This window comes from Aeromonas sp. FDAARGOS 1418 (assembly GCF_019048585.1).
GTDB lineage: Bacteria > Pseudomonadota > Gammaproteobacteria > Enterobacterales > Aeromonadaceae > Aeromonas > Aeromonas caviae.
Window position 1 is genome coordinate 1,691,417 of the sequence record NZ_CP077387.1, and the last position, 18,030, is coordinate 1,709,446.

An 18,030-nucleotide genomic window follows, 5' to 3' on the forward strand; every position below is an offset into this window, starting at 1 on the left:
CCTGTCAAGGAGCAAGCGCTTGTTTGACCGTTACGAAGCTGGTGAACAGGCCGTTCTGGTACATGTCAACTTCAGCGATGAGGGCGAGCGGGAGGATCTGGACGAGCTCAAGATGCTGGTGAGCTCGGCCGGGGTCAATGCACTGGGGGTGATCACCACCAGTCGCAGCGCACCCAGCGCCAAATTTTTTGTCGGCAGCGGCAAGGCGGAAGAGATCGCGTCCCAGGTCCAGATGCTGGACGCCGACGTGGTCATCTTCAACCATGCCCTGACCCCTGCCCAGGAGCGCAACCTGGAGCGTCTGTTCCAGTGCCGGGTCGTGGACAGGACTGGTCTTATCCTCGATATCTTCGCCCAGCGCGCCCGCACTCACGAAGGCAAGTTGCAGGTCGAACTGGCCCAGTTGCGCCATCTTTCCACTCGTCTGGTGCGAGGCTGGACCCACCTTGAGCGACAAAAGGGGGGGATCGGTCTGCGCGGCCCGGGTGAAACCCAGCTTGAAACCGACCGACGCCTGCTGCGTGAGCGCATCAAGGCCATTTTGCGCCGCCTCGACAAGGTGGCCAAGCAGCGGGAGCAGGGGCGCCGTGCCCGCAACCGCAACGAAGTGCCGACCGTTTCTCTGGTGGGGTATACCAACGCCGGAAAATCCACTTTGTTCAACCAACTTACAGATGCCAGCGTGTATGCTGCCGACCAATTGTTCGCAACCCTGGACCCCACCCTGCGCAAATTGGTGATCCAGGATGTGGGTGATGTGATCCTGGCGGATACAGTTGGATTTATTCGGCACTTGCCCCATGATCTGGTCGCGGCCTTCAAGGCGACCCTGCAGGAGACTCGCGAAGCGGACCTGCTGCTGCATGTGGTGGACTGCGCCGATGAACAGATGCAGGAGAATATCGAGTCGGTCCAGCGTGTGCTGGCCGAGATCGAGGCGGATGACCGTCCCCAACTGATGATCTGCAACAAGATCGACAAGCTGGGGGATCGTCCGGCTGGTCTTGAACGGGATGAGGCTGGACGACCGGTGCGAGTCTGGTTGTCGGCCCAGACTGGCGAGGGCAGTGAATACCTGTTCCAGGCACTGACCGAACTGCTGGCCGGCTCCATGGTGCATCACACCCTGCAACTGCCCCCTTCCGCCGCCAGACTGCGCAGTGCGCTCTATCGGCTGAAAGGTATCGAGCAGGAAGGTTTCAGCGAGGAGGGGGACTTTGTGCTGGAAGTTCGCCTGCAACTGGCTGACTGGAACCGCCTCATGAAACAAGAAGGTGAGAGTTTACAACGCTTTATCAGGCATTGATGGGTCGATGAACATAACTGGTTTGCTGACTTCATCGCCCCTCTGTGGCCCGATAGAGATGATATCCATCCGCATGTATTAATGGAGACGCTGATGGCTTGGAATGAGCCTGGTAACAATGGCAAAGACCGTGACCCCTGGGGGAACAACGGCAAGAATCAGGGCCCCCCTGATCTGGACGAGATGCTTCGCAAGGTGAGCCGTCGTTTTGGCGGTCTGCTCGGTGGTGGCAAATCCGGTGGTGGTGACGTCGGCAAGTTCGGCCTCTCCATCGCCTTGGTGGTGGCCGTGGTGGTGTGGGTCGTCAGCGGCTTCTACACCATTCGCGAAGCCGAGCGAGGCGTGGTGCTGCGCTTTGGCGAATACTCCCACAACGTGGATCCCGGTCTGCGCTGGAAACCGACCTTCATCGACCGGGTGATCCCGGTGGACGTGGAGTCTGTCCGTTCCCTGCCGGCGTCCGGTTTCATGCTGACCCAGGATGAGAACGTGGTGCGGGTCGAGATGGACGTGCAGTATCGCGTGGTCGATCCCGAGCAGTACCTGTTCAGCGTGACCAACGCCGACGAGAGCCTGAGCCAGGCCACCGACAGCGCCCTGCGCTACGTGGTGGGTCACACCCGGATGGACGATGTGCTGACCACGGGTCGTGAGAAGGTGCGTCAGGAAACCTGGCAGGTGATCGACAGCATCATCGAGCCCTATCAGATGGGTCTGCAGATCGTGGACGTCAACTTCCTACCGGCGCGTCCGCCGGAAGAGGTGAAGGATGCGTTTGATGACGCCATCTCCGCCCAGGAAGATGAGCAGCGTTTCATCCGTGAAGCGGAAGCCTATGCCCGTGAAGTGGAGCCCAAGGCTCGTGGCCAGGTCAAACGTCTGGAGCAGGAGGCCGAAGCCTACAAGTCCCAGATCGTGTTGAAGGCCAAGGGTGAAGTCGCTCGCTTCAACGAGCTGCTGCCCCATTATCAGGCCGCGCCCGAGCTGACCCGTGATCGTATCTACCTGGAAACCATGGAAGAGCTCTATCAGCAGGCCAACAAGGTGGTGGTCGACATGCCGGCTGGCAACAACAGCATGATCTACCTGCCGCTCGACAAGCTCTCTGGCAAGGCGAATGCCGTGCAACCGGCACGTCCTGCGGGCACCCCGGCAGTCGAGGCGGCCCAGCCGTCCAACGAAGGGGCCAACTCCACTCCGACCCCGCTGCGTGGCGGTGATCGTTTCAGCACAGGGAGAAACTGATAGATGAAAAAGCTAGCTATTGGTGTCATCGCTGTGGCCGCCATGGTCTGCTTCTCTTCCATCTTCATCGTCGATGAAGGACAGAAGGGGATCGTGGTGCAGTTTGGCAAGGTGAAACGGGTCGACTCTGGTGAACCGCGCCTGTACGAGCCGGGTCTGCACTTCAAGGTGCCGCTCATCGACCAGGTACGCAAGATGGATGCCCGCATCCAGACTCTGGAAGGCCAGGCGGATCGCTTCGTTACGTCCGAGAAGAAGGACCTCATCATCGACTCCTACGTGAAGTGGAAGATCGAGGACTTCTCCAAGTACTACCTGGCGACCGGTGGTGGCAACAAGATCCAGGCTGAAGACCTGCTCAAGCGCAAGATCAACAACGGCCTGCGTTCCGAGATCGGTAACCGCACCATCAAGGACATCGTCTCCGGCGAGCGCAGTACCGTGATGGAAGATGCCCTGATGAAGATGGCGCGCTCCTCCGAGCTCGGCATCAAGGTGGTGGATGTGCGCATCAAGCAGATCAACCTGCCGGTGGAAGTTTCCAGCTCCATCTATCAGCGGATGCGTGCCGAGCGGACCGCGGTTGCCCGTGAACACCGTTCACAGGGCCGCGAGCAGGCCGAGATCCTGCGTGCCGACATCGACCGCAAGGTGACCGTGATGATCGCCGACGCCGAGAGTAATGCCCGTCAACTGCGTGGTGAAGGGGATGCCGAAGCCGCCAGGATCTATGCCGACAGCTACAAGAAGGACCCGGAGTTCTTCAGTTTCGTGCGCAGCATGGAGGCCTATCGCAAGAGCTTCGCCGGTGGCAACGACCTCATGGTCCTGAAACCGGACAGCGAGTTCTTCCGCTACCTCAAGTCGCCGCACGGCAACAAGCAGTAAACATGTGTTGATATGACCCAAGGGCCTGATGATTCAGGCCCTTTTGTTTGCCGGCCACAGACCGGCAGGGGAACAGGGATAGGGAGAGGTGATGCTGACATCCATGTTGATGGGGCTGGGGTTGCTGCTGCTCTTCGAAGGATTGGGGCCCTTGCTCGCTCCCAGGGCATGGCAGCAGATGCTGCGCCTGCTTGGGGAGTTGCCGCCGGAACAGCTGCGCCGCATCGGCGGCTGTCTGGTGGTGGCAGGTGGTGTCATCTTGTGGGCGTTGGCCCGTTAGAGCCTGTGTTGATACGACAGTGGCACGGGGAATTCGGACAATAAAAAAGAGGCCAGAGGGCCTCTTTTTTATTGTCCGCCGGCTGGCATCAGGCGCTGCGCTGCACCGCCATGTGGGCCAGGGTCTCCAGCGCTTGCTTGTGCCGGGAGTCAGGCAGGATGGCGAGGGCGGCGATGGCCTTGTCAGCCTCTTCCCGAGCTCGCTGGCGGGAGTATTCGAGAGCTCCGGTGCGATCCAGGATGCCCAGAATACGCTCCAGGTGATCCATCCCGTTGCGGTGCTCGATGGCATCGCGCACCAGTTGACGCTCTTCCGGGGTACCCACTTCCATGGCGCGCAACAGCGGCAGGGTCGGCTTGCCTTCGGCCAGATCGTCACCCACGTTCTTGCCCATCTCCTCGCTCTGGGAGCAGTAGTCCATCACGTCGTCGATGATCTGGAACGCGGTACCCAGGTACTTGCCGTAGTCGGTCATGGCCTGCTCGACGGGCTCGGGCTGATGGGTCAGCACGGCGGCGAGTCGGGTCGCGGCTTCAAACAGCTTGGCGGTCTTGCAGTAGATGACCGTCATGTAGCTCTCTTCCGTGGTATCCGGATCGTTGCAGTTCATCAGCTGCAACACTTCCCCCTCGGCGATGGTGTTGGTGGCATCGGAGAGGATCTCCATCACCTTCAGGTTGGAGAGTTCGCTCATCATCTGGAAGGAGCGGCTATAGAGGTAGTCACCCACCAGGACGCTGGCGGCGTTGCCAAACAGGGCGTTGGCGGTTTCCCGGCCGCGGCGCAGGTCGGATTCGTCGACCACGTCGTCGTGCAGCAGGGTGGAGGTGTGAATGAACTCGATGATGGCGGCCAGTTTCAGGTGATCTTCACCCTCATAGCCCAGTGCGCGTGCGGCCATCACGGTCAGCATGGGGCGCATCCGTTTTCCGCCTGCACTGACAATATAGAAACCCAGCTGGTTGATCAGGCTGACATCGGACTGGAGTCTCGCCAGGATCAGTTCATTGACCGCCGTCATGTCGGCGGCACAGAGCGCACGGATAGTCTGTTGGTCCATAAGTCTCGTAACGTGACGGCAGCATTTACTGCGTTTTTAGCAATGGCGGGGATTCTACACGATTTCACAATGGGTTACAGTTAGGCGTTTATTCACGGGGGCAGATATGCGCACAAAATAAACTTTTTGCTAAATTGGCCTTGCCTCGGCAAATCGTTCTGCGTAGAATGCCCGCCCATTGTTATAGGTTTTTGTGCGTGTCTGGCCTTGAGCAAAAGACACGCCTTTACGGAGTTAATCAAATGTACGCGGTATTCCAAAGCGGCGGAAAACAACACCGTGTGGCCGAAGGTCAAATCGTTCGTCTGGAAAAGCTGAACGTTGAGACTGGCGCTACCATCGACTTCAACGAAGTGCTGATGGTTGCTGCAGGCGACACTTTCAAAGTAGGTGCTCCTTTCGTTGAAGGTGGCAAGGTTGTGGCTGAAGTTGTGGCTCACGGCCGTGGCGAGAAAGTGACTATCGTCAAGTTCCGTCGTCGTAAGCACCACCGTAAGCAAGCGGGCCACCGTCAGTGGTTCACTGAAGTCAAAATCACTGGCATCAGCGCTTAATTAGAGGAGTCCGATAGATGGCACACAAAAAAGCTGGCGGTTCATCCCGCAACGGTCGCGATTCTGAAGCTAAACGCCTGGGCGTTAAGCGTTTCGGCGGCGAAACAGTTCTGGCTGGCAGCATCATCGTTCGTCAGCGCGGCACCAAGTTCCACGCTGGTGAGAACGTTGGTCTGGGCAAGGACCACACTCTGTTCGCTACCGCGAACGGTAAAGTGCAGTTCGAAGTTAAAGGTCCGCAGAATCGTAAGTACGTCAGCATCGTTGCTGAGTAATTACGGACCGCAAGGATCCGAAGCCCCGCCAACCTGGCGGGGCTTTTGTTTTTCTGATGAGTTTGACGAAAAAACGGCACGCGGATGAGCCGGCGCTGACAGCCCTCATCGGCCAGATGCGCCTCGCCCGAAGGGGCCCGTATCACTATAATTGCGTATCGGTTTTTCGAATTAAGGTGACGGTTACCTATGAAGTTTGTTGATGAAGTCCAGATTCGAGTCGATGCCGGTGACGGTGGTAACGGTTGTGTGAGCTTCCGCCGCGAGAAGTACATCCCGAACGGCGGCCCGGACGGCGGTGACGGCGGTGATGGTGGCGACGTGTATCTGGTGGCCGATGAAAACCTGAACACCCTGATCGACTACCGTTTCGAGCGCTTCCACGCCGCCGAGCGTGGCGAGAACGGCCAGAGTGCCAACTGTACCGGTCGTCGCGGCAAGGACAAGATTCTGCGCGTGCCGGTGGGAACCCGTGCCACCGATGAAGACACCGGCGAACTGCTGGGGGATTTGACCAGTCACGATCAGAAGCTGCTGGTTGCCAAGGGCGGCTTCCACGGCCTTGGCAACACCCGCTTCAAGAGCTCGGTCAACCGGGCGCCGCGCCAGAAGAGCAACGGCACCCCGGGTGAAGTGCGTACCCTGAGGCTGGAGCTGCTGCTGCTGGCGGATGTCGGCATGCTGGGTCTGCCCAACGCAGGCAAGTCCACCTTCATTCGCGCCGTTTCTGCGGCCCGTCCGAAAGTGGCAGACTACCCTTTCACCACCCTGGTACCGAACCTGGGTGTGGTACGCGGTGAAAACTCCCGTTCCTTCGTCATTGCCGACATTCCCGGCCTCATCGAAGGGGCTGCCGAGGGTGCAGGCCTGGGGATCCGCTTCCTCAAGCACCTGGAGCGTTGCCGCGTCCTGATCCACCTGGTGGATATCTGCCCGGTGGATGGCTCCGATCCTGCCGAGAACGCCGTGACCATCGTCCGGGAGCTGGAAAAATACAGTCCCGAGCTGGCGGGCAAGCCGCGCTGGCTGGTGTTCAACAAGATGGACCTGATCCTGGAGGAAGAGGCTCAGGAAGTGATGGACAGAGTCAAGGCAGCCCTCAACCACGAAGGTCCGGTCTACGCCATTACCGCCATCAGCAAGGAAGGCACCAAGAAGGTGTGCTACGACATCCTGGATCTGCTGGACACCATGCCCCGTCAGCTGGCGGAGGATGCCAGAGACGCCATCGAGAAGGTGGAGTTCAAGTGGGACGACTACCACAAGAACCAGCTTGCCAAGGCGGAAGCCGATGCCCTGGCGGCGTCCAAGGCCTTCGATGATGGCCTGGACGATGACGACTGGGACGATGAGGACGACGACGGCGTCGAAGTCATTTACGTTCGCGATTGAGCATCATGTTCGTGACAAGACCGGAGCCAGACAGGCTCCGGTTTTTTTATGGGAGGATCGACGGGATCACCCTATAGATATATTTTTCATGTCTCTTATTGCCTGACAGTGGCTGCGGATTATACTGCGCACCTGAATGTAACCTGTATGAAACATTATGCTAACCATTCAAATTGAATCGATATGCATGACTGTTTTGGTTTGTTCTTATGGATGGTTCGCCTGATAAAATATTTATGCTTGAAATGATCGATTAACGGCTTGTTTGTGCAGTTTTTTGGGTTATTCTTGCGCCCGTTTTCCGGGCGAGGGCATGAGTATGCAGGCGGCCCGGCTGAAGGAAAAGTCACATTTAAGGCTGTTTATATGTTGGAAAAGACCCTGGAAGCACCGGCAATCCGTACTCGCCGCAACGTGCTGATGTTTTTGATCCCGTCACTGATCGGGATCCTGCTGTTCATGACCCCGGTCATCTATGACGGCAATGTCACCATTCCCGTCGCCGTGTTGGCGAAGCTGGTTCAAACGGTGTTTGCCGATCATCTGGTGGCCATGGTCAGCGCCATCATCACCACCACCATGCTGATGACCCTGATCGCCTGGCTGTTCAAACCGGCGATCCTGGTAAAACGGCCCTTCCTCAACAGCCTGTTCAACGTCTCCCCCTTCTGGGCGTGCGTGCGGGTGCTGGGCGGGGTCTTCGTGCTGTTGACCTTCTTTGAAGCCGGTCCCGAGGTGCTGCGCTCAGGGGCGACCGGCGGCCTGGTGCTGCATGATCTGTTGCCGGTACTGTTCTCCGTCTTCATCTTTGCGGGCCTGCTGCTGCCCTTGCTGCTGGATTTCGGTCTGCTGGAGTTTGTCGGTACCATGATGACCCGCATCATGCGTCCGGTGTTCCGTCTGCCGGGTCGTTCTGCGGTGGACTGCTTCGCCTCCTGGCTCGGTGATGGCAGCGTCGGGATCCTGCTGACCAGCAAGCAGTATGAGGGCAAGTTCTATACCCAGCGGGAAGCGGCCGTCATCGGTACCACCTTCTCCGCCGTCTCCATCACCTTCTGTCTGGTGGTGATCTCCCAGGTGAAGCTGGAGCACATGTTCGTCCCCTTCTACCTGACCGTCTGCCTGGCCGGTGTGGTGGCCGCCATCGTGGTACCGCGCCTGCCGCCGCTCTCCTGGAAGAAGGATGTCTACAGCGACGGTACTCCCCTGTGCCGCAAGCAGGAGGCCATCCCCCATCAGCACAGCGTGCTGAGCTACGGCTACCATCGTGCCCTGACCAAGGCCGACAGCATGACGGATCTCGGCGCCGTGGCGCGTGAAGGGGTGAAAAATGCCCTGGACATGGTATTTGGCGTGTTGCCGGTGGTGATGGCCGTCGGGACCTGTGCCCTGATGCTGGCGGAGCACACCCCGGTATTCAACTGGCTGGGGGCGCCCTTCGTACCTTTGCTCGAGCTGCTGCAACTGCCGGAGGCGGAAGCCGCTTCCAAGACCATCATGGTGGGCTTCGCCGACATGTTCATCCCGGCGGTGCTGGCCTCCACTATCGAGAGCGACATCACCCGCTTCGTGATCGCCGCCATGTCGGTCACCCAGCTCATCTACATGTCGGAAGTGGGCGCTCTGTTGCTGGGCAGCAAGATCCCGGTCAAGTTGTGGGAGCTGTTCGTCATCTTCCTGCTGCGCACCCTGGTCACCCTGCCGGTGATTGCCGGTGTGGCGCACCTGCTGTTCTAAGGGGCGAAGTGGAACGAAAAACGGTCAACCTGGGTTGACCGTTTTTTTATGGGCGAGAGCCAGCGGAAGGTCAGTGTGATCCTGCCAGCAAGGCCTGGCATTCGACCTCGTCCAACTGCTCGGGGGCGAGGAAGCGTCTGGCGTAGTCCCGCCAGATGCCGCTCTCGATGAAGAGGGCAAACAGGGCCGGGTCTATGTGCTGTTCCTGCACCATCTTCACCATGATGGCTAGGGACTGGGAGACCGTCTTGCCTGACTTGTAGGGGCGATCGCTCGCCGTCAGCGCCTCGAAGATGTCTGCAATGGCCATGATGCGGGCTGGAATGCTCATCTGCCCCCCTTGCAACTGGCGCGGATAGCCCGTGCCGTCCATCCGCTCGTGATGGCCCCCCGCAATCTCCGGCACCTTGCGTAAATGGCGGGGGAAGGGGAGCCTCTCCAGCATGCGTATGGTCTGGATGATGTGATCGTTGATCTTGTAGCGCTCCTCTTCGGTGAGGGTGCCACGGCCGATGGCGAGGTTGTAGCGCTCCCCCCGGTTGTAGAGGTGGGTGGGCACCCGCACCTTGAAGCCCCATGGGTTGTGTCGGGCGAGATTGTCGTGCTCGGGGCGAGGGATGAGATGGACCGCCTTGTCGGCGAGCAGCGACTCTCGGCAGGGGAGGGGAGAGGGGGCCTCCTGGTGGCGCTTGTGCTCCTCCTGACTGATGCCGAGCCGATCGTCCAGAGTGCGCAACCAGGTGCGGCTGGCGATGGTATCCAGCTTGGCGAGCTTCTCCGGCGCCATCCACTCGCCCCCCAGATTGCACTCGGCCACGAAGGCGAACTCCTGATCCAGGGTTTGCCAGAGGGGGATCACGGCCTCGAGGGCGGCCTGCTGCCCGGATGGAGGCAGCAGGGCGCAGAGCGCCTCGATGTGGGCATCCCGCTTGAGCACCTCGAAGCGGGTGCGGATCTCGTGGATCCTGTCGTAGATGGTCTCGAGCTTGGTCGCCTTGTCCACCACGAACTCCGGGGTGGTGACCTTGCCGCAGTCGTGCAGCCAGCTTGCGATATGGATGGCCTCCCACTCCTCTTCGTTGAGCCGGAAATCGGCAAAGGGCCCCGTCTGCTGTGAGCAGGCAGCCTGGGTCAGCATCCTGGCCAGTTCCGGCACCCGCTGGCAGTGGCCGCCGGTGTAGGGGCTCTTGGCATCGATGGCACCGGCGATGAGCTCGATGAAGGCTTCCAGCAGCTGCTTCTGCTCCTCCAGCAGGCGCTGGTTTTCGATGGCGGAGGAGGAGGTGCCCGCCAGCGCTTCGATGAGGCTGATGCGCGAGGCCAGTTCGCGGGCCGAGCAGTCTGGCAGGATCAGCAGCAGGCAGCCGATCAGCTCCTGACGGTGGTTGTGAAGGGGTTCGACCAGCAGTTGGCAGGCACCGGGGAAGGGGCCCCAGTCGCTGAGGTAGCGGGCCCACTGTGCCTCGTCGAGGGGCAGGCAGAGGCGCTCCGTGTGGTAGAGACCGCCGAGCAGCGCCGCCTGCCACTGTACCTGTTCGCACGCCAGCGGCTGCCCCTGCCAGATGGCGTGAACGGCCTGCATCTCGCTATCCTGGGCCAGGAATAGGCAGCCGCCCTCGGCCTGGGCAGCCGCCACCGTCTCGTGCAGGATGCGGCTGAGCAATGAATCGAAGCGATGCTCTGCCGCCAGCGCCCGGCCCATGTTCATGAAATTGCCGAGGGTCAGGCGCATGCTGGACATGGCGCGGGCGAGGTCGTCAATTTCGCGGATCGCCGAATCCGGCCCCGGGCTTTCGCCAAAGTCGAAGTGCTGGATCCGCTCAGCCTCCCCGGTCAATACCAGCAAGGGGGCGGCAGTGCGCCGGGCGGCCAGCCAGATGACGGGCAGCAGGAGCAGCAGACCGGCAAGGGCCCAGGCGAGATTGTGCAGCGCATCCTGGCGCGCCGGGGCGGTGAGCACCTCGGTGGGCACCAGGAGGGCGAGATAAAACGGAGACTCTTCCCCGAGGGAGGAGAGGTTGACCAGCCACTCCTGACCCTGAACCGTTGCCAGGGTCAGCTCGGCGGGGTGATGCAGCAGGGCAGGCCGCGCAGCCATCTCCTGTTGCAGCCTGGTGAGAATGGGGTGATTGAGGGCCGACAGCATGGGCAGGCGGCTCAGTTGTTCGAAGCTTGGAAGGCGCTCGGGATCCGTGGCCAGCAGGGTCCCGACCTCGTCAAACAGCACCAGCTGGCTGTGACCGGGCAGGGGCAACTCGCCGATGAGGGAAGAGAGTCCCTCCACGCCCGCATCGAGCCCGATCACCGCCCGGCGATCGTCGCTCTCCACCGCCAGTGTCATGCCTGGCTCCCGGGTAGTGAAGAAGAGGTAGGGGTGGGTCACTATGATGCCCGTGCTCCAGCGCGCCTCCTTGTACCAGCCCCGATCTCGCGGATCGAAACGGTAGTCCGGCATGGGGCGCCGCTCCAGCAGCCGCAGCCGCTGGTCGAAATAGAGGAACTCTCCCTGTCCCTGATGCAGGCTCTGGACCAGCAGGCGGCTCTCGGGCGGAGGCGCCTCCAGCGCCCCTCTCGCCCGTTCGGTCAGCTTGCGTACCAGAAAGAAATCGCCGTCCTCATAACCGGCATAGATGGCACCGTAACTGGTGCTGTTGGCCAGCACTTCCGCCAGCTGTGGCAGGAAGGCGAGCCGCGTCTCGAGGTCTGTCATGGCGGACAGCTGGCCGCTGCGCAGCAGATTCAGGGACATGCGGGCCGGTCGCTGGTTCAGCTTGATGGCGAGGGCAAGCTGCTCCCGGTATTGCTGGAAGCTCTGACGTTCGTGCTCCAGCCCCTGCTGCATGCCCTGCTGGAACTGCAGCACGATGAGGGCGCCCCCCAGCAAGGAGAAGAGCAGGATGAAAAGAGTGGCAATGTGTACGTAAAAGGGTCTGCGACTGAGACTTGCGTTTGTCATGGACGGATCCTTGTCCCCTGGCGATCGCCGTATTGGTCACCTAACAGTGTGCTTGCTGGATGACAAAAAGCCTAGGACTCGATCTTGCGCTCTTCGGCCCCAAATCAACAGTCGGCCTCCGGGCTGCCCCCTTGCCCTGTGGTGAGATGATTCGTTCAGATATCTCGTGCTACATTGCTCCCCTGATAAACGCCCTGTGAACCAATGGAGTGTCCCATGTCTGTCGTCCCCTATTCCGTGCTGGATCTGGTGCCCGTTCCCGAAGGTGGTCTGCCGGCCGAGTCGTTTCGCCACTCGCTGGATCTGGCTCGCCATGCGGAGCGCTGGGGTTACCATCGCTACTGGCTGGCGGAGCACCACAACATGCCGGGTATTGCCAGCGCCGCCACAGCGGTGCTGATTGGCCACCTGGCCGGGGGCACCACGACGTTGCGGCTCGGGGCTGGCGGCATCATGTTGCCGAACCACTCCCCCCTGGTCATTGCGGAGCAGTTCGGTACGCTGAGTTCCCTCTATCCGGATCGCATCGATCTCGGCCTGGGCCGCGCCCCTGGCAGCGATCAGCGCACCATGCAGGCGCTGCGCCGCCAGCGCAGCGGCGAGGTGGATGACTTCCCGGCGGATGTGCGCGAACTGATGAGTTATTTTGGCGACGAGGTCGGTGCCGTGCAGGCGGTGCCGGGTCAGGGACTCCATGTGCCCATCTGGCTGCTGGGCTCCAGCCTCTACAGTGCCCAACTGGCCGCGGCCATGGGGTTGCCGTTCGGCTTTGCTTCCCACTTCGCTCCCGCCATGTTGCTGCAGGCGCTGGAGATCTACCGTACCCAATACCGTCCCTCTGCCCGCTGGCCCAAACCCCATGCGGTGGTGTGCGTCAATCTGATCGCCGCCGACACCGATCGTGAGGCCCGCTTCCTGTTCACCACCCTGCAGCAGCAGTTCCTGCGTCTCTACCGGGGGGATGCCGGCAAGCTGCCACTGCCGGTGCAGACGCTGGGGGATGAGTGGTCTCCCCGCGAATTGATGGCGATGGAGCAGACTCTGGCTCGCTCCCTGGTGGGGGAGCCGGATCGGGTACGCCACGGCCTCAAGGCTCTGCTGGCAGAGACCGGAGCGGACGAGCTGATGTTCAACGGTCCCATCGTCGATCATCAGGCGCGCCTGCGCTCCTTCGAGATTGGTGCCGAGCTGATGCAGGGGTTGTAACCCCCGCGACGCCTGGCCGCCAGCGGCACGCCAAGCCTGGCTGCTCGGGGAGCAAAAGCCACGATTACGTGGTAGTAACTTTATGATTTTTAAAGGAAGTCAGGGAAGTGTCGGCCATCTGTCGTGTCGCCTCTCATCCCCTTTCCCTATGCTGGCCCTGTCAATCACCACAAGGAGCGCAAGATGATCGTCAGGAAGTTGAGATTGCAACGGGGATGGTCCCAGGAACAGCTGGCGACCCTCACTGGCCTGAGCGTTCGCACCATTCAGCGAATAGAGCAGGGTCAGCAACCCGGACTGGAATCCCTCAAGGCCCTGGCCGCCGTCTTCGAGCTCGATGTGACCCAACTGCAGGAGAGCGAGATGAAAGGGAATGAGGGCGAAGATCGGGGACGCGTGCAGGTGGCGCGAGATGAGCGGGAGGCGATGAAGTTCGTGGAGGGGCTCAGGGGCTTCTATGGCCACCTCATGAGCTATGTGCTGGTGATAGGGGGGCTGTTTGTCATCAACTACCTGAGCAACCCGGATTATATCTGGGCCTGGTGGCCCATGCTGGGCTGGGGGTTGGGGCTGGCTGCCCACGCCATCAACCTGTTCCAGCCCTTCAAGCTGTTTGGCCCGGAATGGGAGCGACGCCAGGTCGAGAAACGGCTGGGGCGCAGGCTCTGATCCGCTCATCATGAAAAAACGGGCCCGGCATTGCCGGGCCCGTTCTGTTTTCAGCTCCATTTCGCAGGAGAGGGCATTGCTCTCCTCTCAACGGCGGATCATTCCCTTGTTCCGCAGAGAGCCGATCTACTTGGCATAGGCCGGGCAGGGGGTGGCGATCAGGGCGTCGTCCTCGTAGCGCCACAGGGTGAGGCTGTTGCCCCAGACGCACCCGGTGTCGAGTCCCTTGATATCGGATTTGCCGGTGTTGCCCATCAGGGCCGCCCAGTGGCCGAAGACCAGGATGGGGTCATCCACATGGTGCTCGCGCTGCTCGAACCAGGGGCGCAGGCCCGGGGTCGATTCGGTGGGGCCCTTCTTGCATTTGAAGTCGAGGCGCCCGTCGAAGTAGCAAAAGCGCATCCGGGTGAAGCTGTTGATGATGTAGCGGTAACGCTCTATGCCCAGCAGGTTGTCGTTCCAGCTGTCGGGCTGATCGCCATACATGTTGTGCAGCAGCCAGCTGTACTGATCCCCGCGCAGCAGGCTCTCCACCTCCCGGGCACAACTGCGGGCGGTGTGGGCGTCCCATGCGGGGGAGAGGCCCGCATGCACCATCATGATGGGCAGGTCGGGGTGTTCTGCCAGCAGGGGACGGTGACGTAGCCACTCCAGCAGCTCGTCCCGATCCGGCGCCTCCATCAGCGCTTGCAGCTTGTCTTTCTTCTTGAGCGGGGCGACCCCGTGGGCCACCGCCAGCAGGTGCAGGTCGTGGTTGCCGAGCACGGTGACGGCCTGCTGCCCCAGTGATTTGACGAAACGCAGGGTGTTGAGGGAGTCCGGCCCCCGGGCGACGAGATCGCCGCACAGCCAGAGCGTGTCGTTATCGAAGTCGAACTCGGCAAGATCCAGCAGACGGCGCAAATCGTCGTAGCAGCCCTGGATATCACCGACGAAACAGTTCGCCATGAAACCTCAGTTGATTATGTTGGGGACGGCCAGCGTGAAGGGGGCGATGGGGGCTTCGAATTGTTGCCCCGATTCATCCTGCAGGATGTAGCTGCCTTCCATCACGCCAAGCGGTGTGGCGAGGGGAACGCCACTCTGGTAGGAAAAGGTCTCGCCGGGGGCGATCAGGGGTTGTTCACCGACCACGCCGGGACCTTCCACTTCCAGCATCTTGCCATTGGCATCCGTAATGAGCCAGCGTCGATGCAGCAGTTGCACCGTGCCCGGACCCAGGTTCTCAATCTCGATGCGATAGAGAAAATGGTAGGGATCTGCGGTTCCCGCCACATAGCTGGGGTGGGTGCGGACCATTATCCGGGCTTGGGTCATGGGATCAGGCCTGTTGCTGGTCGGCCAGCCAGTTGGCGATCGTGACGAACTGCTCGAGGGAGAGATTCTCCGGGCGCAGGTTGCCATCGATGCCAAGCTCGGTCAGCTGGGCGTCGGTGATGAAGTTGGAGAAGCTGTTGCGAATGGTCTTGCGACGCTGGCCGAAGCCTTCGGTGCAGACCCGGTTCAGGCAACGAATGTCTTTCGCGACGATAGTCGGGTTCTTGTGCGGGATCAGACGCACCACGGCGGAATCCACCTTCGGCGCCGGCTTGAAGGCGCCCGGGCCCACTTCCAGCACCGGCACTACCTGACAGTAGTACTGGGTCATCACGCTCAGACGGCCATAGGCCTTGCTGCCCGGGCCGGCGGCCAGACGCAGCACCACTTCCTTTTGCAGCATGAAGTGCATGTCCTCCACCCGGTCGGCAAATTCGCACAGGTGGAAGATGAGCGGGGTGGAGATGTTGTAGGGCAGGTTGCCGAAGATGCGCAGCGGCCCCTTGCCTTCCCCCATCAGGGTGCTGAAGTCAAAGCGCATGGCATCGGCTTCGATGACGGTCAGCTTCTCTTTCAGGGTGGGGTGTTCGCGCAGACGTGCGGCAAGATCCCGGTCCAGCTCGACCACGGTCATCTTGTCCATCTGGGCGGCGACCGGCTCGGTGAGCGCGGCCAGACCCGGGCCTATCTCCACCAGATTCTGACCCGGTTGCGGGTTGATGGCGGCCACTATCTGGTCGATAACATACCGGTCGTGCAAGAAGTTCTGACCGAAACGCTTACGGGCCGTGTGGCCCATGTGCACCTTACTGCTCATATCTTTTTTTCTCTACCATCTGGATGGCGTGGTTGATCGCGGTGGTGAGGCTGCCGGGGTCTGCCAGGTTCTTGCCTGCCAGATCCAGCGCGGTGCCGTGGTCCACCGAGGTACGGATGAAGGGAAGTCCGAGGGTGATGTTGACCGAGTTGCCAAAGCCCTTGTACTTGAGCACGGGCAGCCCCTGATCGTGGTACATGGCGAGTACCGCATCCGCATCCTTGAGGTATTTGTCCTGGAACAGGGTATCGGCCGGCAGCGGGCCGACCAGATCGATCCCTTCCTGGCGCAGGGCGGCCAGGGCGGGTTCGATGACATCGATCTCTTCACGGCCCAGATGACCCCCTTCCCCGGCATGGGGATTGAGGCCGCAGACATAGATCCGGGGCTGTTCGATGCCGAACTTGCGCTTGAGATCCGCATCCAGGATGCGGATCACCTTGCCAAGGCGATCCTCGGTGATGGCCTTGGCAACATAGGCAAGGGGAATATGGGTGGTCGCGAGGGCCACTCTCAGCCCTTCGGTGGCCAGCAGCATCACCACATCGGCGGTGTCGGACTGCTGGGCGAAGAACTCGGTGTGACCGCTGAACGAGACGCCCGCCTGGTTGATGATCCCCTTGTGCACCGGCCCGGTCACCACGGCGGCGAATTCGCCGCTCAGGTTGCCGTCGCAGGCGCGCTGCAAGGTCGCCAGCACATAGGCGCCGTTGGCCTCATCCAGCTGGCCTGGCACCACGGGGGCGCCGAGCGGCACGGGGCAGACGGTCAGAGTCCCCGCCCGCTGCGGACGGGTGGGGGCGCTTTCGTCATAGGGTTCAAGCTCGACGGACAGCCCCAGCAGGGCGGCCCGTTCGCGCAACAGGGCGGGATCGGCGATCACCACCAGCTGATGGGGCCAGGCCCGCTGGGCAATCTGCAGTACCAGATCCGGGCCTATGCCAGCCGGTTCACCCGGGGTGATGGCAAGCCGGTGGCAGCTAAGCTGTGCCTCGGCGTGCCCTGGATGCGCCTTGTTCATCTGCTTGTCGCCCATCAATTGGGTTCGATCTGGATGTAGGCTTCGTCGCGCAGCTCATCCAGCCAGGCCTGGGACTCTTCGGCGAAGCGGCGGTTGAAGATGAGCTGGTAGGCGCGTTGCTCCTGGGCCTTGCCGGTGGCGTCCTGGCTGCGGCGATCCTCGAGCTGCACGATGTGCCAGCCGTGGCTGGTGCGGAAGGGTTCGCTGATCTGGCCCGGTTGCAGGCGCCCCAGCATGTCGCGGAATTCCGGCACATAGACGTTGGGATCAGACCAGCCCAGCTCGCCACCCTGCACCGCAGAGCCCGGATCCTCGGAGTATTTCTCTGCCATGCTGGCAAAGCTGGCCTTGCCGCTCTTGATGTCGTGTAGGATGCCGTCCAGGGTGCCCTTGGCCTTCTCCTCGCTCAGGATGATGGAGGGTTTGATCAGGATGTGGCGCGCCTTGACCTCGGTCTGCATGACCTGTTGCTGACCCTTGGTGTCGAAGATCTTGATGATGTGCAGACCGGCGCCGGAGCGCAGCGGGCCGACGATGTCACCCTTGCCTGCCCCTTGCACGGCTTCCGCCATCAGGGTGGGCATCTCCTGCGGGCTCAACCAGCCCCAGTCACCCCCTTCCAGCGCCTTGGGACCGTTACTCTCGGCAATGGCCAGCTTGCGGAAGTCTGCCCCCTCTTTCAGGGACGCCAGAATGCGCTCGATCTTGGCCTTGGCAGCGTTGAGCTGCTCGGCATTCGGGTTGTCCGGCAGCGCGACCTGGATATGGCCGATATGATATGACGTCTGCTGCTGGCCCTGTTTGCTCAGGGCCTCGACCACCTGCTTGACCTCCTGATCGGAGATGTTGATGCGACGGCGGACCTGGCTGCGGCGCACCTCGTTCATCAGGATCTCGCGGCGCACCTCCTCACGGTACTGGGCGTAGGTCAGGCCTTCCCGCTCCAGTTGGGCGCGCAGTTGCTCCAGGTTCATCTTGTTGTCGGCGGCGATGCTCTGAATGGCCTGTTCCAGCTGGGTGTCACTGATCTTGAGCCCCTGGCGCTCCGCCAGTTGCAGTTGCAGGCTCTCCTGGATCAGGCGATCCAGCGCCTGCTTGCGCAGGGTGACGTCATCGGGCAGGGACTGGCCGCTCTCCTGGGCGGAGGCCTTGACCTTTTGCACCAGGGCCTCCTGCTGACTGGCCAGCACCACATCCTTGTTGACCACGGCAAGCACCTTGTCCATCAGCTCGGGGGCGGCGAGGGCACCCTGGCTCATGACTCCGAACAGGCCTGCGGTCAGCAGGGAAATCAACGTCTTCTTCAT

General features: G+C 61.3%; 17 protein-coding genes. 10 read left to right on the plus strand and 7 right to left on the minus strand.

What is annotated here, in order from left to right; translation table 11 throughout:
• Positions 1-19 precede the first annotated feature (19 nt).
• From hflX to I6L48_RS08170, 4 genes are all read left to right on the plus strand, one after another.
• The gene (hflX, locus tag I6L48_RS08155) at positions 20-1,306 is read left to right on the plus strand and encodes a ribosome rescue GTPase HflX (protein WP_010673194.1); all 1,287 of its coding nucleotides are present in this window, start codon (positions 20-22) and stop codon (positions 1,304-1,306) included.
• Between the two features lie 93 nt (positions 1,307-1,399).
• Positions 1,400-2,551, plus strand: a complete 1,152-nt coding sequence (gene hflK / locus I6L48_RS08160; RefSeq protein WP_216987938.1) for an FtsH protease activity modulator HflK — start codon at positions 1,400-1,402, stop codon at positions 2,549-2,551.
• 3 nt (positions 2,552-2,554) lie between these two features.
• Positions 2,555-3,439, plus strand: coding sequence for a protease modulator HflC (hflC, locus tag I6L48_RS08165; protein ID WP_010673196.1), 885 nt, complete (start codon positions 2,555-2,557; stop codon positions 3,437-3,439).
• A 91-nt stretch (positions 3,440-3,530) separates the two neighbouring features.
• Positions 3,531-3,719: a DUF2065 family protein gene (locus tag I6L48_RS08170; RefSeq protein ID WP_010673197.1), complete on the plus strand. Its 189-nt coding sequence runs from the start codon at positions 3,531-3,533 to the stop codon at positions 3,717-3,719.
• 88 nt (positions 3,720-3,807) lie between these two features.
• Here I6L48_RS08170 and ispB read toward each other — a convergent pair whose 3' ends face one another.
• A complete protein-coding gene (gene ispB, locus I6L48_RS08175; RefSeq protein WP_010673198.1) occupies positions 3,808-4,779 on the minus strand; it encodes an octaprenyl diphosphate synthase in 972 nt (323 codons plus the stop codon).
• Positions 4,780-5,021: 242 nt separating this feature from the next.
• On the opposite strand from ispB, the gene rplU reads away from it, so the two are divergent.
• The 4 genes from rplU to I6L48_RS08195 all read left to right on the plus strand — a co-directional run bounded on the left by rplU (position 5,022) and on the right by I6L48_RS08195 (position 8,737).
• Positions 5,022-5,333: a 50S ribosomal protein L21 gene (gene rplU, locus I6L48_RS08180; RefSeq protein ID WP_005304210.1), complete on the plus strand. Its 312-nt coding sequence runs from the start codon at positions 5,022-5,024 to the stop codon at positions 5,331-5,333.
• A 17-nt stretch (positions 5,334-5,350) separates the two neighbouring features.
• Positions 5,351-5,608, plus strand: a complete 258-nt coding sequence (gene rpmA, locus I6L48_RS08185; RefSeq protein ID WP_010673199.1) for a 50S ribosomal protein L27 — start codon at positions 5,351-5,353, stop codon at positions 5,606-5,608.
• A gap of 189 nt (positions 5,609-5,797) precedes the next feature.
• A complete protein-coding gene (gene cgtA, locus I6L48_RS08190; RefSeq protein WP_010673200.1) occupies positions 5,798-7,000 on the plus strand; it encodes an Obg family GTPase CgtA in 1,203 nt (400 codons plus the stop codon).
• 366 nt (positions 7,001-7,366) lie between these two features.
• Positions 7,367-8,737, plus strand: coding sequence for a YjiH family protein (locus I6L48_RS08195; RefSeq protein WP_010673201.1), 1,371 nt, complete (start codon positions 7,367-7,369; stop codon positions 8,735-8,737).
• A 70-nt stretch (positions 8,738-8,807) separates the two neighbouring features.
• Here I6L48_RS08195 and I6L48_RS08200 read toward each other — a convergent pair whose 3' ends face one another.
• Positions 8,808-11,693, minus strand: coding sequence for an HD domain-containing phosphohydrolase (locus I6L48_RS08200; RefSeq protein ID WP_216987939.1), 2,886 nt, complete (start codon positions 11,691-11,693; stop codon positions 8,808-8,810).
• A gap of 216 nt (positions 11,694-11,909) precedes the next feature.
• Between I6L48_RS08200 and I6L48_RS08205 the strand changes: the two genes are divergently transcribed.
• Together I6L48_RS08205 and I6L48_RS08210 are read left to right on the plus strand one after the other, a co-directional pair.
• Positions 11,910-12,899, plus strand: coding sequence for a luciferase-like monooxygenase (locus I6L48_RS08205; protein WP_010673203.1), 990 nt, complete (start codon positions 11,910-11,912; stop codon positions 12,897-12,899).
• A gap of 183 nt (positions 12,900-13,082) precedes the next feature.
• On the plus strand, positions 13,083-13,568 hold the full coding sequence (locus tag I6L48_RS08210; protein ID WP_039040021.1) for a 2TM domain-containing protein: 486 nt from the start codon (positions 13,083-13,085) through the stop codon (positions 13,566-13,568).
• 126 nt (positions 13,569-13,694) lie between these two features.
• Here I6L48_RS08210 and I6L48_RS08215 read toward each other — a convergent pair whose 3' ends face one another.
• Genes I6L48_RS08215 through surA form a run of 5 tightly spaced genes read right to left on the minus strand, consistent with a single transcriptional unit; the run spans position 13,695 to position 18,030 of the window.
• Positions 13,695-14,516, minus strand: a complete 822-nt coding sequence (locus I6L48_RS08215; protein ID WP_039040022.1) for a symmetrical bis(5'-nucleosyl)-tetraphosphatase — start codon at positions 14,514-14,516, stop codon at positions 13,695-13,697.
• A gap of 6 nt (positions 14,517-14,522) precedes the next feature.
• Complete coding sequence (gene apaG, locus I6L48_RS08220) at positions 14,523-14,885, minus strand: Co2+/Mg2+ efflux protein ApaG (protein WP_113069694.1); 363 nt, start codon at positions 14,883-14,885, stop codon at positions 14,523-14,525.
• Positions 14,886-14,889: 4 nt separating this feature from the next.
• Positions 14,890-15,702: a 16S rRNA (adenine(1518)-N(6)/adenine(1519)-N(6))-dimethyltransferase RsmA gene (rsmA, locus tag I6L48_RS08225; protein ID WP_010673207.1), complete on the minus strand. Its 813-nt coding sequence runs from the start codon at positions 15,700-15,702 to the stop codon at positions 14,890-14,892.
• Positions 15,692-16,738, minus strand: a complete 1,047-nt coding sequence (gene pdxA, locus I6L48_RS08230) for a 4-hydroxythreonine-4-phosphate dehydrogenase PdxA (protein WP_225159772.1) — start codon at positions 16,736-16,738, stop codon at positions 15,692-15,694. Before pdxA ends, rsmA begins: the two co-directional genes overlap by 11 nt.
• Positions 16,738-18,030 (minus strand): peptidylprolyl isomerase SurA, encoded by a 1,293-nt coding sequence (gene surA, locus I6L48_RS08235; RefSeq protein ID WP_010673209.1) that lies wholly within the window; start codon positions 18,028-18,030, stop codon positions 16,738-16,740. Before surA ends, pdxA begins: the two co-directional genes overlap by 1 nt.

Excerpts from the sequence above, each read along its gene's own strand:
- rsmA (WP_010673207.1), bottom strand. The coding sequence starts at position 15,702 with ATGAGCAGTAAGGTGCACATGGGCCACACGGCCCGTAAGCGTTTCGGT.
- surA (WP_010673209.1), bottom strand. The coding sequence starts at position 18,030 with ATGAAGAAGACGTTGATTTCCCTGCTGACCGCAGGCCTGTTCGGAGTC.
- hflC (WP_010673196.1), top strand. The coding sequence starts at position 2,555 with ATGAAAAAGCTAGCTATTGGTGTCATCGCTGTGGCCGCCATGGTCTGC.
- rpmA (WP_010673199.1), top strand. The coding sequence starts at position 5,351 with ATGGCACACAAAAAAGCTGGCGGTTCATCCCGCAACGGTCGCGATTCT.
- I6L48_RS08215 (WP_039040022.1), bottom strand. The coding sequence starts at position 14,516 with ATGGCGAACTGTTTCGTCGGTGATATCCAGGGCTGCTACGACGATTTG.
- pdxA (WP_225159772.1), bottom strand. The coding sequence starts at position 16,738 with ATGGGCGACAAGCAGATGAACAAGGCGCATCCAGGGCACGCCGAGGCA.
- I6L48_RS08210 (WP_039040021.1), top strand. The coding sequence starts at position 13,083 with ATGATCGTCAGGAAGTTGAGATTGCAACGGGGATGGTCCCAGGAACAG.
- hflK (WP_216987938.1), top strand. The coding sequence starts at position 1,400 with ATGGCTTGGAATGAGCCTGGTAACAATGGCAAAGACCGTGACCCCTGG.
- apaG (WP_113069694.1), bottom strand. The coding sequence starts at position 14,885 with ATGACCCAAGCCCGGATAATGGTCCGCACCCACCCCAGCTATGTGGCG.
- cgtA (WP_010673200.1), top strand. The coding sequence starts at position 5,798 with ATGAAGTTTGTTGATGAAGTCCAGATTCGAGTCGATGCCGGTGACGGT.
- I6L48_RS08205 (WP_010673203.1), top strand. The coding sequence starts at position 11,910 with ATGTCTGTCGTCCCCTATTCCGTGCTGGATCTGGTGCCCGTTCCCGAA.
- I6L48_RS08195 (WP_010673201.1), top strand. The coding sequence starts at position 7,367 with ATGTTGGAAAAGACCCTGGAAGCACCGGCAATCCGTACTCGCCGCAAC.
- I6L48_RS08170 (WP_010673197.1), top strand. The coding sequence starts at position 3,531 with ATGCTGACATCCATGTTGATGGGGCTGGGGTTGCTGCTGCTCTTCGAA.
- rplU (WP_005304210.1), top strand. The coding sequence starts at position 5,022 with ATGTACGCGGTATTCCAAAGCGGCGGAAAACAACACCGTGTGGCCGAA.
- I6L48_RS08200 (WP_216987939.1), bottom strand. The coding sequence starts at position 11,693 with ATGACAAACGCAAGTCTCAGTCGCAGACCCTTTTACGTACACATTGCC.
- ispB (WP_010673198.1), bottom strand. The coding sequence starts at position 4,779 with ATGGACCAACAGACTATCCGTGCGCTCTGTGCCGCCGACATGACGGCG.